The organism is Pseudomonas sp. H3_D04 (genome assembly GCF_054669175.1).
On the sequence record NZ_CP162801.1, the window covers coordinates 718,860 to 733,333 of the forward strand.

Here is a 14,474-nt window from a genome sequence, read left to right on the forward strand (position 1 = left end):
TGGATTAACTGTGGCGAGGGAGCTTGCTCCCGCTGGACCGGGCTGGCGCTCCAGTGCGAAGCGCTCCCACGCAGTGTTTGAGCCACAGCGCACTCTCAGGTTTTACGACTGCTGCGCAGCCGAACGGGAGCAAGCTCCCTCGCCACAATGTTGGATGCCAAACGAATACGCGTGTACTCAAGCCAACTGGAGAACGTCATGAGCAAAATCGCAATCATCGGTGCCACCGGCCGTGCCGGCAGCCAATTGCTGGAAGAAGCCCTGCGTCGGGGTCATAGCGTCACGGCCATTGCCCGCGACACCTCGAAGATCAGCCCGCGTGCCGGTGTGGTTACCAGGAACGTCGATGCCCTTGATGCCCAAGCGTTGCAGGCGGCCGTCGCTGGTCATGACGTGGTCATCAGCGCGGCGCACTTCGCGACCCTTCCCGCCAGCGCGGTGATCGGGCCGGTGAAAAAGGCCGGGGTGAAACGCCTGCTGGTGGTGGGCGGTGCGGGTTCGCTGTTGCTGCCGGACGGCACTCGAGTGATCGACAGCAAGGGCTTTCCTGAGGAGTACAAGGCTGAGGCGAGCGCTGGGGCTTTGTTTCTGGAAAACCTGCGTGAGGAACAGGATCTGGACTGGACCTTTCTGTCCCCGTCGGCGGAATTCGTCGAAGGTGAGCGCACCGGGGCGTTTCGGGTGGGCAAGGATGATTTGCTGGTGAGCAGCGAAGGGCGGAGCTGGATTTCGTTCGCCGATTACGCGATTGCGCTGATCGATGAAGTGGAAGCGCCGAAGCATTCGCGGCAGCGGTTCACCGTCGGTTATTGAGTCACTGAAAAACCTGTGGGAGCGAGCCTGCTCGCGATAGCGGTGGGTCATTCAACAAATATGCCGACTGACCCACTGCTATCGCGAGCAGGCTCGCTCCCACAGGGTTATGCGCCAAGTCTTCGGGGCTCAGCGTGACTGAGCCTGCTCCACCAACCACCCCAACAACTCGCGCAACTTCGGCGAAGGCCCGGGTTTTTCCGGGAACACCAGGTAATACGCCAACCCTGTCTTCACCTTCAATTCAAACGGCATGACCAGTCGCCCAGCGCTCAGGTCGTCGCCAATCAACGACCAGTCCCCAATCGCCACGCCAGTTCCTTGGGACGCCATCGACATCGCCAGGTCCAGGGTTTCGAAATGCTGGCCCTTGCCGACATTGCTCAAGCGAATATCGGCGCTGGCCAGCCAGGCTTTCCAGTCGCGTTCATCGCGGGTCGGGTGCAACAGCATGTGTTGTTCCAGATCCTCCGGCGCCTGCAACGGCACCGGCCCCTCGAGGTACGGCCGGGAGCAGACTGGCGTCAGTTGCTCATCGAACAGCCGATGGGACGCCAGTGATGTCTCCGGCGGTACGCCATAGATCACCGCCGCATCGAACTGCTCGCGATGAAAATCCACGCCGTGTTTCACCGTGGTGGTCAGTTCGACCGGCACATCCGGACGCTCCCTTTGCCACTGCACCAGGCGCGGCAACAACCAGCGCATCACGCACGTCGGGGCCTTGAGTTGCAGGGTTTCGCGCTTCTCGCCGATCTGTTCCACCGCCTCGTCGATCAAGCCGAAAATCTGCTGCACCCGTGGCAGCCACTCGCGTCCTTCAGCGGTCAGGCTCAAGCCCCGGGCCTGGCGGATAAACAACTCATAACCCAGATGTTCTTCCAGCCCGGCGATCTGCCGGCTCACCGCGCCTTGGGTGATGTAGAGCTGTTCGGCGGCCCGAGTGAAGTTGCAGCACTGCGCGGTAATCAGAAAAGTGTGCAGCGCCGGCAGGGGAGGCAATCGTTTCATTTGGATCCAAGGTATGACGTGAGGACATGGCTAGTATGACTTTTTATCCATTGTTGCGGCTACGTGTCGCCCGTTCCAATGAGGCCATCCCTGGACCTGCCCACGCATCATAAACACTGCGCAGGCCCGGCGTCTCAAACGAACAAAAAGGGCAAAGACATGGCGACGTGCGGCGAAGTATTGGTCAAGTTACTCGAAGATTACGGGGTCGAGCAGGTGTTCGGCATTCCCGGGGTTCATACCGTGGAGCTGTATCGCGGGCTGGCCCGTTCGAGCATCAACCACGTCACGCCGCGTCACGAACAGGGCGCCGGTTTCATGGCCGACGGTTATGCGCGCACCAGTGGCAAACCGGGTGTGTGCTTCATCATTACCGGCCCTGGCATGACCAACATCACCACCGCCATGGGCCAGGCCTACGCCGATTCGATCCCGATGCTGGTGATTTCCAGCGTGCAATCGCGCAGCCAGTTGGGCGGTGGTCGCGGCAAGCTCCACGAGCTGCCGAACCAGAGCGCCTTGGTCGGCGGCGTGGCGGCGTTCTCCCACACCTTGATGTCGGCAGCTGAATTGCCTGGCGTATTGGCCCGCGCCTTTGCTCTGTTCCAGGCCGGCCGTCCACGCCCGGTTCACATCGAAATTCCGCTGGACGTGCTGGTCGAAGAAGCCGACGACCTGCTCGCCAGCCTGCCAGTGAACATCGACCGTGCTGGCGCCTCGCCAAGCGCCATCAGCCGCATGACCGCGCTGCTGGCCGGCGCCAAGCGCCCACTGATTCTCGCGGGTGGCGGTGCCATTGATGCCGCCGCCGAGTTGACCGAGTTGGCCGAACGGCTGGACGCACCCGTGGCCCTGACCATCAATGCCAAAGGCATGCTCGAATCCAGTCACCCGCTGCTGATCGGTTCGACCCAGAGCCTGGTTGCGACCCGTGCCTTGGTCGCCGAGGCCGACGTGGTGCTGGCCATCGGCACCGAACTGGCCGAGACCGATTACGACGTCACGTTTGCCGGCGGTTTCGAGATTCCCGGCGTGCTGCTGCGCGTGGACATCGACCCCGACCAGACCGTGCGCAATTACCCGCCGAAAGTCGCCCTGGTGGCGGACTCGCGTAACGCCGCGCAAGCCTTGCTCAGTGAACTGTCCAAGCACTCGCTGGCCGAGCGTCGCAACGATTGGGGACAAGTCCGCGCTGCCCGTCTGCGTGACGACCTCGCCGCCACCTGGGACGCCCCGACCCTGGCCCAGACCCGCTTCCTCGAAACCGTGTTGCACGAATTGCCGGACGCAGTGTTCGTCGGCGATTCGACCCAACCGGTGTACACCGGCAACCTGACCTTCAACCCGGAACGCCCGCGTCGCTGGTTCAATTCGTCCACCGGTTACGGCACCCTCGGTTACGCCTTGCCGGCGGCAATCGGCGCCTGGCTCGGTGGCAGCCTTGAAAACGGCGCGCGTCCTCCGGTGGTGTGCCTGATCGGTGACGGCGGCCTGCAATTCACCCTGCCGGAACTGGCCAGCGCCGTTGAAGCGCGCACCCCGGTGATCGTCCTGCTGTGGAATAACCAGGGCTACGAAGAGATCAAGAAATACATGGTCAACCGCGCCATCGAACCGGTGGGCGTGGACATCTACACCCCGGACTTCATCGGTGTGGCCAAGGCGCTGGGCTGTGCGGCGGAAGCGGTCAACGGTGTTGAACAACTGCGCAGCGCCTTGCGCAGCGCCGCCGACCGTCAGGGCCCGACCCTGATTGAAATCGATCAGACCCAGTGGATGAAGGCGGTGTCGAAATGAGTTTCCCTACCACTCTGGACGGCCTGTACATCAACGGCCAATGGTCGGCTGGCAACGAACATCTGCGCGTGATCAACCCGGCGACCGAAGCCCTGTTGACCACCGTGAATGGCGGCGATGAAAAAGCCGTCGATCAAGCGGTCACCGCCGCCACCCAGGCGTTCGGCGAATGGTCGAAAACCACCGGTGCCGAACGCGGCGCGATCCTGCGCAGAATCGCCGCCGGCGTGCAGGCCGGGCGCGACCACTTGATGAAGTTGCAGTCGAGCAACAACGGCAAGCCGCTGTTCGAGGCCGCCATCGACGTCGATGACGTGATCGCGACGTTCGAGTACTACGCCGGTCTCGCCGAAGGCCTCGATGCCAGACAAGACAGCAACGTCGAGCTGCCCACCGACGATTTCAGCGCTCGCGTGCGCCGTGAACCGTGCGGCGTGGTCGGCCTGATCGTGCCGTGGAATTTCCCGATGGTCACCACGGCCTGGAAACTCGCCCCAGCCCTGGCGGCCGGTTGCTGCGTGGTGCTCAAACCGTCCGAAGTCACGCCGTTGCCCGAGCTGGAACTGGCGGCGATCGTCGCTGAGGCCGGCTTGCCGGATGGCGTGTTCAACCTGGTCTGCGGCACGGGCCTGGCCGTCGGCGCGCCGCTGTCGGCCGACCCGCGCATCGCCAAAATTTCCTTCACCGGCAGCAATGCGGTCGGTGTGCAGGTCATGCAACGTGCGGCGGAAACCGTCAAAGGCGTGAGCCTGGAACTGGGCGGCAAATCTTCGCTGCTGGTGCTCGCTGACGCCGACATCGAACTGGCGGTGGAAGTGGCCTGTGGCGGCGGTTTCTTCAACGCCGGGCAAATGTGCTCCGCCACCAGCCGCGTGCTGGTCGCTGATGAATTGGCAGATGAGTTCCTCATCCGATTGAAGGCCCGCGCCGAAGCCATTCGCGTCGCCGACCCGTTCGACCCGAACGTGGAAATGGGCGCGCTGGTCAATCAGGCGCAATACCAGCGTGTGCTGGGCCACATCGATCGCGGTTTGAGCGCCGGGGCCAAGCTGGTTAGCGGCGGTAATCGCCCTGCAGACCTGCCCCGCGGCTATTTTTTGCAGCCGACGATTTTCACCGAAGTGCCCCAGGGCAGTGCGTTGTGGTGTGAAGAGATTTTCGGCCCGGTGATCTGCGTGCGCAGTTTCGCCACAGAAGCCGAAGCGATTGCCCTGGCCAACGACAGCCAGTTTGGTTTGGTGGCCAGCGTGGTGACTCGCGACAACGAAGCCGCGGATCGGGTCGCCAACGCCTTGCAGGCGGGGCTGGTGTGGATCAACGCGCCGCAAGTGATCTTCCCGCAGACCGCTTGGGGTGGCTACAAACAGAGCAGCATCGGCCGCGAATTGGGGCCGTGGGGCTTGCAGGCTTTCCAGGAAATCAAACACGTGATTCGCGCCGTCTGAAGGCACGAAACAGGTGAGTGCATGCCTCGTATCGAGGCATGCACTGGTGTCATGGCTTCGATGAGTTTTTATCGATAGTCAGGTGTTTTGCACGACCTCAGGATGAACTCACTGGTTCAGCCAAACCCCCGAAAATACGAGGGAAAACGCTGATCCGGCTGCGCGGATGCAACAGTTTCGACCTGCCTTATACCTACAAAAACAAAGGGAGTCCGTAATGGGCGAACATGATCTGAACAGACGTCAATTCATCAAAACCGTGGGCGTGGCGTCCGTAGCTGCGGCGGCCATGAGTTTGCCCTTCGTCAAGGCCAATGCCAGCGACACGCGCTTCCAGGGCAAGACCCTGCGCCTGTTGACCTGGTCCGACGACACCGGCCTGGCTGCACTGCGTAACATCGCGGCCACCTTCGAAGACAAATATGGTTGCAAGGTCATCGCTGACCGCACCGGCAGCACCTCGGAAATGGTCGCCAAACTCAAGGCCGCCGGTGATCGTCCGCAGTACGACATCATCACCCTGGCCGGCGTCGGCGCCGAAGGTCTGGCAGCAGCCAATCTGCTGGAAAAACCAGACCTCAACCGCATTCCCAACCTGGTCGACGTACCGGAGAAATACCGTACCGGCGCTAACGGTCACGGCATCGGTTACCTGCTGTGGTGCAACAGCCTCGTCTACAGCACCCGCACCATCAAGGAAGCACCGGACAGTTACGCCGCCCTGTGGGACGCCGAGCTGTCGCCGAACATCTTCCTGCCGCCGCCGAACTGGACCGAAGCGATGGACCTGATCATCATCGCCGCCAAACTGGCCGGGGGTGACGAGCACAACATTGAGCCGGGCTTCAAGAAACTTGCCGAGCTGAAAGACCGTGTGGTCACCCTGGGTGAAAACCCGAACCAGATCGCCGAATTGTTCCGCACCGGTTCCCTGGACATGGGCGGCCTGTACGCACCGGCGTTCTTCCCGAAACAGATCCGCGATCCGGCCTACGGCCTGGGCGCTACGTTCGGGATGAAGGAAGGTTTCTACACCGACCTGATGCTCTCGGTGATGCCGAAGAACCGTCCAGGCGATACCGACCTGACCTACGCCTTCATCAACCACTCTCTGGACCCGCTGGTGCAGGGCAAGATGGCCGAGGACATCTACAACGGCCCGGTCAACGCCAAGGCGATCATCTCCGCCGAAGCGCGCAAGAGCCCTTACATCCTCACGCCGGAGCAGATTGCCGAGAAGGCGATCATGCACGACAACGCCTTCCTGGCCTCCGTGCATGACCAATGGATTCGTCGTTACACGGAAATCTTTTCTTCCTGATTGAGTGGCGAACACAAGATCTTCAACCACTGAAGATCCCCTGTGGGAGCGAGCCTGCTCGCGAATGCGGACCGACATCCAACGATTGTGTCGGCTGATAGACCGCCATCGCGAGCAGGCTCACTCCTACAAGGGGGCGGAGTGGTCTGAGGTCCTGTGTTTGTCAGCTGCTTTCCATTGACGAGACCTTTGCTATGGAACACCAACCTCTGACTCATCCGGTCGCCGCCGCTCCCGTGCGTGCCAATCGGGGTGTTTCGCCGACGGCGCGTGCGTGGTTTTTCCTCTCGCCCTCGATGCTGTTTCTGGGCGTGCTGATTGCCGCCAGCCTGCTGGTACTGCGCATGAGCGTGGGCACCAAAGGCGCAGAGTGGACCGGGTTCAGCCTGGCCAGTTATGCCCAATTGCTCGAACCCTATTACCTCAAATCCTTGCTGCTGACCCTGCGTCTGGCGCTGATCAGCGCGGTGATCGCGGTGTTGCTGGCGATCCCGGTGGCCTACACCATGTCGCGCCTGACCTCGCCGTTCGTGCGACGGATCTTCCTCGCGGCGGTGCTGCTGCCGTTGCTGGTCAACCTGCTGCTGCAAAGCTACGGCTGGCTGGTGATTCTCGGCCCTGGCGGCATGCTCAATCAGGCACTGATGGGCCTGGGCCTGATCAAGCGACCGATCATGCTGCTCTACAACCAGAACGGCGTGTTGATGGGCCTGGTGCAAACCGCGTTCCCGTTGGCCGTGCTGCCGATTGCCAGCGCCATGCGCGGCGTCGCCCGCACTTACGAAGAAGCCGCCGCCACCCTGGGGGCAAGTCGCTTCCAGGTGTTCCGCCAGGTGGTGCTGCCGATGAGCATGCCGGGGATCATCACCGGCGCGACGTTGGTGTTTGCCTACAACGCCAGCAGTTTTGTGGTGCCGTTGTTGCTCGGCGGTCGGCGCGTGCCGATGCTGGCGGTGATGGTGCATGACCAGATCGCCCCGCTGATGAACTGGCCCGCCGCGTCCGCTGCCGGTGTGGTGCTGATTGTCACCACGCTGGCGATCATGACCTTGTCCGAATTCATCACTGGCCGTCGTCGGCGCATGCTGGAGGCTTCCCAATGAGCACGTTGACCAAGAAACGTTATGGGCTGCTGCCCGGTGAGACCGGCAAGTTTGCCGGCATTCTCTCTGGCTTCATCCTGCTGCTGGCGGTGTTGCCGATCCTGACCATGATCGTCATGTCGTTCAGCGGCGCATCGAACCTCGACTTCCCGCCGAGCAGTTACAGCCTGCAATGGTACAAGGCGGCCTGGCACACCTTTGTGTCGCCTGATGCCAGCGATGTGCTGAGCCTGGGCAAAGCCATGACCACCAGCCTGATGGTGGCGTGCCTGACCATGGTCTTCGCCACCATTGTGGCGGTGCCGGCGGCTTACGCGCTGACCCGTTGCGAGTTCCGTGGCAAGGCCGTGGCGCTGCAACTGATGTCGCTGCCGCTGGTGTTTCCGATGGTGGTGTTGGGCCTGGCATTGCTGCTGGTGTTCGACAGCCTGCCGTTCCAGATGACCACCTCGCGGCTGGTGATTGCCCACGTGATCCTGGCCCTGCCGTTCGTGGTGAAGAACTGCACCGCCGCGATGCTCTCCATCGGCAGCGAAGTCGAAGAGGCCGCGCAAATGCTTGGCGCTTCACCGCTGCGGGCGATCATCGATGTGGTGGTGCCGTTGATGAAGTCGGGGATTCTGGCGGGCATGCTGCTGGCGTTCATCGTCTCGTTCAACGAATTCACCGTGACCTATTTCCTCTACACCATCGATGTGATGACCGTGCCGATCTGGATGTACAGCCGCACCGTGTCGTCGCTCGACCCCACCGTATTTTCGTTTGCCGTGCTGATCGTGCTGATCGACTTCGTCCTGATCTGGGCGCTGGAGAAGCTGGTCGGTGAAGGTGGCGTTTCGTTCTGATTCTTGAGGTGATTTATGTCTGGTCTGATTCTGGAAAACGTCGAGAAACATTACGGCTCGGCCTGCGCGGTAAAGGATGTAAACCTGCATTTGCCGGAAGGCAAACTGGTGTGTTTCCTCGGCCCGTCGGGCTGCGGTAAAACCACCCTGCTGCGGATGATCGCCGGGCTTGAGACCCTGAGCGGCGGCGAAATTCGCCTGGACGGTGAAGACATCGGCCACACCCCGGCGCATCAGCGCAACTTCGGCATGGTGTTCCAGTCCCTGGCGCTGTTCCCGCACATGACGGTGGGGGAGAACATCGCCTATCCGCTGAAACTGCGCGGGGTCAGCAAGGCTGATCAGCAGGCGCGGGTGGTGGAGTTGCTGGAATTGATTCAGCTGAGCGAGATGATTGATCGCCCGGTGGCCAAACTCTCCGGCGGTCAACGCCAGCGCGTGGCGATTGCCCGGGCGATTGCCAACCACCCGAAAATCCTCCTGCTGGATGAACCGCTGTCGGCGCTCGACGCCAAGTTGCGCGAATCGATGCAGGTGGAAATCCGTCAGTTGCAGCAACGCCTGAATATCACCACGATCATGGTGACCCACGACCAGCGTGAAGCCATGACCATGGCCGATATCGTGGTAGTGCTGGGTGAGCATCGGGTGCAGCAGGTGGGGTCGCCGATTGAAATCTACCGGCACCCGGCCAACGAATTTGTCGCCGACTTTATCGGCTCGGGCAACATCTTCCCCGCCACGGCGCTGGGCAACGGCAAGGTCGGGTTGCCGGGGGGCGCCGCGCTGGAAGTGCCGATTTGCAGCAGCATTGTGGTGGGGGAGAAGGTGAAGATGCTGATTCGTCCTGAAGACCTGCAACTGTCGCACCCGCAGGCCACGGCGGGAAATCGGTTGCTCGGTACGGTGACGTTCGTGCGCGACATCGGCGCGACGATTGAAACGACGGTGGAGTGTTCCGGGGTTTCATTTACGGCGCTGAGCACGCCGTGTCAGGGGTTTGGGTTGAGCATTGGCAACCCGGTGTCGGTGACCTTGCCGGCTGAGGCGTGCCGCGTACTCGGCGCCTGACACTAGAATTGGGTTGGCTGTACTGGCCCCATCGCGAGCAGGCTCGCTCCCACAGTGGATCTCCTGTGAACACAGAATTTGTGAACACCCCAGATCAAATGTGGGAGCGAGCCTGCTCGCGATGGGGCCGGCAAAATTACCGCAAAAACAAGATCAAACCGACAACCGCAACCGCGCCAGATCCCTTAACGGCGGTGCCCCAAACAACCGGCTATATTCCCGGCTGAATTGCGATGGGCTTTCATACCCCACCCGATACCCCGCCGCCGAAGCCTCCAGCCCTTCGGCCAGCATCAACCGCCGCGCTTCCTGCAAGCGCAGTTGCTTCTGATACTGCAGCGGACTCATCGCCGTCATCGCCTTGAACCGGTGATGCAACGTCGAGACGCTCAGGTTCACTTCCTTCGCCAGATCATCGATGCGCAGCGGTTGCTCATAGTTGCCGTTAAGCCACTTGATCGCCTGGCTGATGCGGTGGCTCTGGCTATTGGCAATCGCAATCTCATACAGCCGATGGCCCTGCTGACTGCGCAACAACCGATAAAGAATCTCCCGGCGAACCAGCGGTGCGAGCATGGCGATGTCTTTCGGGGTATCGAGCAAACGCGCCAGACGCAACACCGCGTCGAGCATCGCCGTATCGATCCGTTCGACATATAAGCCGCGTCCGGTGGGACGGGTCGGTACGCCCAAAGGGCCGGCGTCGGCAATCAGCGCGGTGATTTCAGCCGGATCAATATCCAGTCGCACCGCGAGAATCGGTTCTTGCGACGTGACGTTCACCACCCGCCCGCTCAACGGCATCGAAACCGACACCACCAGGTAATTCAGCGGGTCGTAATTAAAGTATTCGTCGGCCAGCCTGACCTCTTTTCGCCCCTGCGCCATGATGCACAGCGCGGGTTGCGCCAGCACCGGGGCAAATTCATGGGACTTGCAGTGTTTGGACATGAACAGCGAGCCGACGGCAGTGGCATAAGTGCCATCGTCCGTGGTGTTGCGCCGGATGATAGTGGCCAGTTCAGCGCGCTGTTTCTCCATGTCGGCATCCAGCGGGGCTTGAAAGTGATCGAACGACGACATGCCGGGCATCCTCGTTGAGGCGTTGGTAATGAGGCCAGCTTAAGTTTGTGCAAGACAGAGCGGTAGACACATCCTGCCTCAAGCTTGCCTGATTCTGCATCGAGTGGATCAGCGGTGCCTCTATGGCTGCTGCAACTCAGGGAAACTTGCTTGAAAGCCGAGTTTTGTTGGTACGAACGCTTTTACAGGTTGTTACAGGTTTATCGAAACGCCGCGCAGGATTGTGCAACAAGCCGGCAGGAATCGACTAACCGCGCTTTCCCCTGCGCGCTTAACCTTTGATCCTGTCGCAGCCCGTCCCCCGGCTGCCACTCGACTCCCTGGGAGGGTTGAACATGTCTACGCAGATCCCCGTCAGTCACATGGCTTTTGTTCGTGCCCGCGCCGGGCGTTCGGCAGAACTCGGTGCGCGCCTGAGCGCCTTGATCGAGCCGTCCCGCAGCGCGCCGGGTTGCCTGAGTTTTTCCCTGCAGCATTCGCAATGCGATCCGGAGTTGTGGCTGGTGTCCGGTTTCTGGACGAACCAGCAAGCGATGACGGCCTATTTCGGCACCCCGGCGATGGAGATTTTCGCCGAGCTGGTGCAGGAGTTGGTGGTCAACAGCCTGGATTTTCATACCTTCAAGGACGTGTCGGCCGACCAGGCGCGGGGGCAGTCCGGGTCGTGGGTACACAAAATGGCGGGTTGAGGGTTTAATGGCTGCATTCTCAATCAGCCAGGATCCGCGACATGGCACGTAAAGCCTTTGATCATTTCGAAGCTGTATCCGCTGTAATGCCCCGTGAGGGTGGCGGTTATTTCGCGGCGATAGCCACCAAAGCCATCGGCGGTTCCGGTGCGCCGCGCTTCAACAAACTATTGGAAGACCAGACATTCACCACCGCTACCTCGGCGGACGAAGCCGCCGCGATGCAGTTGACTCACCTCAAGGGCGTCGACGAAGAGGGCGGGCTGCTCTGGTAATCACTTGACCGCCCCCGGGCGCCACATTTTGAACAATGCCTCTGGCCCCAGCTGAAAGTAATCCGCTGGCCCGCCGCCGCGCAGAATCGGTTCTGCCGCGGCGGTGTCGTACACCCCGTCTTTCAACAGCCACTTGGCGATATGCACGGCGACCACTTCGCCCAGAATCAGCCAGCTCGGCACCACGTTCCCGTCCGCCCGCTGCAACTGAATGATCTGCGTGACCTTGCACTCGAAGGACACCGGGCTTTCGGCGACCCGTGGCACTTGAATGACTTTCGAGGCGACCGGGGTCAGGCCAGACAGCTCGAACTCGTTGACCTCGGGCGGGACCATGGCGCAGCTCTGGTTCATCTGCTCGGCCAGTGGCCGGGTGGCCAGGTTCCAGGCGAACTCGCCGGTCTGCTCGATGTTGTTCAGGCTGTCTTTACGGCCGACGCTGGAAAACCCGATGATCGGCGGAATGTAATTGAAGGCGTTGAAGAAGCTGTAAGGCGCCAGGTTCAAGCGGCCGTTGGCGTCCTGTGAGGAAATCCAGCCGATAGGGCGCGGGCCGACGATGGCGTTGAACGGGTCATGCGGCAGGCCGTGGCCGTTGGCGGGTTCGTAGAAGTGGATGTCGTCGGGCATGGCATATATTCCGGGAGGATCGGGAGGCGGTCATGGTGCAAGGACGAACGGATAATTTCCAGCGATGAGATTCAAATACGGGTTTTGTGTCGGTTGCAAACAAAAGGGGCAGACCCGTTAAGGTCTGCCCCTGTTTTTATTGCGCGGGCTGACTCAGTCCGTCTCGATCCGCGAATGCTTGCGGGTGTCTTTCATGGTGATGTACACCAGCAACGACACGGCAATACACGCCGTCACGTACCAGTAGTAACCGGTTTCCATGCCGATGCTCTTGAACCACAGTGCGATGTATTCAGCGGTGCCGCCGAAGATCGATACGGTCAGCGCATACGGCAGGCCGACGCCCAGTGCACGGATTTCGGTCGGGAACAGTTCGGCCTTCACCACCGCGTTGATCGAGGTGTAGCCGCTGACGATGATCAGCGCCGCCATGATCAGGAAGAACGCACCCCACCAGGATTGAATGGTGTGCAGGGTGGTCAGGATCGGCACGGTGAACAACGTCCCGAGCACGCCGAAGGCGATCAGGATCGGACGACGACCGACCTTATCCGACAAGCCGCCGATGATCGGTTGCAGGCACATGAACAGGAACAGCGTGGCGGCGGAAATGGTGGTGGAGTCGGAGATGCTCATGCCGACGGTGTTCACCAGGTATTTCTGCATGTACGTGGTGTAGGTGTAGAACGCCAGGGTGCCGCCCATGGTCAGGCCGACCACGGTCATCAGTTCCTTGGGGTGGCGCATCAAGGTGCGCATTGCGCTTTCCTTGGCCTTTTCTTTCTTGGTGAACGACTCGGTTTCTTCCATGCCACGACGCAGGTACAGCGCGACCACGGCACACAGCGCGCCGATGGCGAACGGGATGCGCCAGCCCCAGGCGTACAGCTCTTCGGTGGTCAGGACTTGTTGCAGCACGATCAACACCGCCAAGGCGATGAGCTGACCCGAAATCAGGGTCACGTACTGGAAGCTGGAGTAGAAGCCGCGACGATCCTTGGTCGCCATCTCGCTGAGGTAGGTGGCCGAGGTGCCGTACTCGCCACCGACCGACAGGCCTTGCAGCAGGCGGGCGAAAATCAGCAGGATCGGTGCGCCGATGCCGATGGTTTCATAACCGGGGCTCAGGGCAATCAGCAGCGAGCCGAAACACATCAGGTACACCGAAGCCATCAATGCTTTCTTGCGACCGGCCTTGTCGGCGTACAGGCCCATCAGCCAGCCACCGATCGGGCGCATCAGGAAGCCCACGGCGAAGATCGCGGCGGTGTTGAGCAGTTGTGCGGTGGTGTCGCCTTTGGGAAAAAAGGCCTTGGCGAAATACAGGGAGAAGGCAGCGTAGACGTACCAGTCGTACCACTCGACCATGTTGCCGACAGAGCCGCTGAAGATCGACTTGATGCGACTGGCGGTGGTTCTTTCTTTGGCGGGCACGGCAGCCGACCCAAGGGGCAGGGCGTTGGAGTTATCCATTGAAGGATCCTTCGTTTAATTGTTTTTGTGGAGCGCGTTGAAACGCAGCCTGCATGGGCTATAGCAGAAGGTGTGCCAGATCAAGGAGGGCTGGTTTAGAGGGGTTGCGGGGATTGGGTGAGCGGAAATCCGCTTATGCCGGGCTGGGCGTGAGCGGAAAATTGCTTATCAGGCTCGTGGATGTGCGTTGTTTGCATTGGCCTCTTCGCGGGCAAGCCTCGCTCCTACGGTATTTGTGTCGCTCGACAATATTGCAAACGACGCAAACCCTGTAGGAGCGAGGCTTGCCCGCGAAGGGGGCCGTTCAGGCACTACGAGAACATCTCCCGAGTCAGCCCATGCCGCTGCATCTTTTCATTGAAGGTCCGGCGCGGCAGTTGCAGTTCTTCAAGTACCGCTTTCACGTCGCCCTTGTGCCGGGTCAGCGCCGCGCGCAGGCAATGCGCTTCGAACGCTTCGGCCTGCGCCGCCAGCGACTGGCCGGGATCGATGCCGACCGGTTCCGGCTCGCCCTTGCATTGGCCTCTTCGCGGGCAAGCCTCGCTCCTACGGTATTTGTGTTGCTCGACAATATTGCAAACGACGCAAACCCTGTAGGAGCGAGGCTTGCCCGCGAAGGGGGCCGTTCAGGCACTACGAGAACATCTCCCGAGTCAGCCCATGCCGCTGCATCTTTTCATTGAAGGTCCGGCGCGGCAGTTGCAGTTCTTCAAGTACCGCTTTCACGTCGCCCTTGTGCCGGGTCAACGCCGCGCGCAGGTAATGCGCTTCGAACGCTTCGGCCTGCGCCGCCAGCGACTGGCCGGGATCGATGCCGACCGGTTCCGGCTCGCCCTTGCATTGGCCTTTTCGCGGGCAAGCCTCGCTCCTACGGTATTTGTGTTGCTCGACAATATTGCAAACGACGCAAACCCTGTA

General features: G+C 61.1%; 13 protein-coding genes and 2 pseudogenes. 9 read left to right on the plus strand and 6 right to left on the minus strand.

What is annotated here, in order from left to right:
• Positions 1 to 198: 198 nt before the first annotated feature.
• Complete coding sequence (locus tag AB4N91_RS03455; RefSeq protein ID WP_083375870.1) at positions 199 to 813, plus strand: NAD(P)-dependent oxidoreductase; 615 nt, start codon at positions 199 to 201, stop codon at positions 811 to 813.
• 129 nt (positions 814 to 942) lie between these two features.
• Here AB4N91_RS03455 and AB4N91_RS03460 read toward each other — a convergent pair whose 3' ends face one another.
• On the minus strand, positions 943 to 1,824 hold the full coding sequence (locus AB4N91_RS03460) for a LysR substrate-binding domain-containing protein (RefSeq protein WP_010457585.1): 882 nt from the start codon (positions 1,822 to 1,824) through the stop codon (positions 943 to 945).
• 159 nt (positions 1,825 to 1,983) lie between these two features.
• On the opposite strand from AB4N91_RS03460, the gene AB4N91_RS03465 reads away from it, so the two are divergent.
• The 6 genes from AB4N91_RS03465 (at position 1,984) to AB4N91_RS03490 (ending at position 9,406) form a co-directional block, all read left to right on the plus strand.
• Positions 1,984 to 3,621: a 5-guanidino-2-oxopentanoate decarboxylase gene (locus tag AB4N91_RS03465; RefSeq protein WP_077750445.1), complete on the plus strand. Its 1,638-nt coding sequence runs from the start codon at positions 1,984 to 1,986 to the stop codon at positions 3,619 to 3,621.
• The gene (locus AB4N91_RS03470) at positions 3,618 to 5,066 is read left to right on the plus strand and encodes an aldehyde dehydrogenase family protein (RefSeq protein WP_083375872.1); all 1,449 of its coding nucleotides are present in this window, start codon (positions 3,618 to 3,620) and stop codon (positions 5,064 to 5,066) included. The genes AB4N91_RS03465 and AB4N91_RS03470 overlap by 4 nt, the downstream gene beginning before the upstream one ends.
• A gap of 217 nt (positions 5,067 to 5,283) precedes the next feature.
• Positions 5,284 to 6,387: an extracellular solute-binding protein gene (locus AB4N91_RS03475; protein WP_010457579.1), complete on the plus strand. Its 1,104-nt coding sequence runs from the start codon at positions 5,284 to 5,286 to the stop codon at positions 6,385 to 6,387.
• Positions 6,388 to 6,581: 194 nt separating this feature from the next.
• Positions 6,582 to 7,490 carry an ABC transporter permease gene (locus AB4N91_RS03480; protein WP_010457577.1) on the plus strand — a complete coding sequence of 303 codons (909 nt, stop codon included), beginning with the start codon at positions 6,582 to 6,584 and terminating at the stop codon, positions 7,488 to 7,490.
• The gene (locus AB4N91_RS03485; protein ID WP_010457574.1) at positions 7,487 to 8,335 is read left to right on the plus strand and encodes an ABC transporter permease; all 849 of its coding nucleotides are present in this window, start codon (positions 7,487 to 7,489) and stop codon (positions 8,333 to 8,335) included. The genes AB4N91_RS03480 and AB4N91_RS03485 overlap by 4 nt, the downstream gene beginning before the upstream one ends.
• 15 nt (positions 8,336 to 8,350) lie before the next feature.
• Complete coding sequence (locus AB4N91_RS03490; RefSeq protein WP_010457573.1) at positions 8,351 to 9,406, plus strand: ABC transporter ATP-binding protein; 1,056 nt, start codon at positions 8,351 to 8,353, stop codon at positions 9,404 to 9,406.
• A gap of 153 nt (positions 9,407 to 9,559) precedes the next feature.
• Here the strand turns inward: AB4N91_RS03490 and AB4N91_RS03495 are convergent, their stop codons facing one another.
• Positions 9,560 to 10,489 (minus strand): AraC family transcriptional regulator, encoded by a 930-nt coding sequence (locus tag AB4N91_RS03495; RefSeq protein WP_460112129.1) that lies wholly within the window; start codon positions 10,487 to 10,489, stop codon positions 9,560 to 9,562.
• A 335-nt stretch (positions 10,490 to 10,824) separates the two neighbouring features.
• Between AB4N91_RS03495 and AB4N91_RS03500 the strand changes: the two genes are divergently transcribed.
• Together AB4N91_RS03500 and AB4N91_RS03505 are read left to right on the plus strand one after the other, a co-directional pair.
• Complete coding sequence (locus AB4N91_RS03500) at positions 10,825 to 11,178, plus strand: putative quinol monooxygenase (protein WP_077750448.1); 354 nt, start codon at positions 10,825 to 10,827, stop codon at positions 11,176 to 11,178.
• 41 nt (positions 11,179 to 11,219) lie between these two features.
• Complete coding sequence (locus AB4N91_RS03505) at positions 11,220 to 11,453, plus strand: hypothetical protein (protein ID WP_077750449.1); 234 nt, start codon at positions 11,220 to 11,222, stop codon at positions 11,451 to 11,453.
• Here the strand turns inward: AB4N91_RS03505 and AB4N91_RS03510 are convergent, their stop codons facing one another.
• From AB4N91_RS03510 to AB4N91_RS03525, 4 genes and pseudogenes are all read right to left on the minus strand, one after another.
• Complete coding sequence (locus AB4N91_RS03510; protein WP_010457564.1) at positions 11,454 to 12,083, minus strand: flavin reductase family protein; 630 nt, start codon at positions 12,081 to 12,083, stop codon at positions 11,454 to 11,456.
• Positions 12,084 to 12,236: 153 nt separating this feature from the next.
• Positions 12,237 to 13,556, minus strand: a complete 1,320-nt coding sequence (locus AB4N91_RS03515) for an MFS transporter (protein ID WP_010457563.1) — start codon at positions 13,554 to 13,556, stop codon at positions 12,237 to 12,239.
• Positions 13,557 to 13,867: 311 nt separating this feature from the next.
• Positions 13,868 to 14,068: pseudogene (locus AB4N91_RS03520) on the minus strand (helix-turn-helix domain-containing protein); the annotation flags it as partial.
• Positions 14,069 to 14,189: 121 nt separating this feature from the next.
• Positions 14,190 to 14,390: pseudogene (locus tag AB4N91_RS03525) on the minus strand (helix-turn-helix domain-containing protein); the annotation flags it as partial.
• Positions 14,391 to 14,474: the final 84 nt, after the last annotated feature.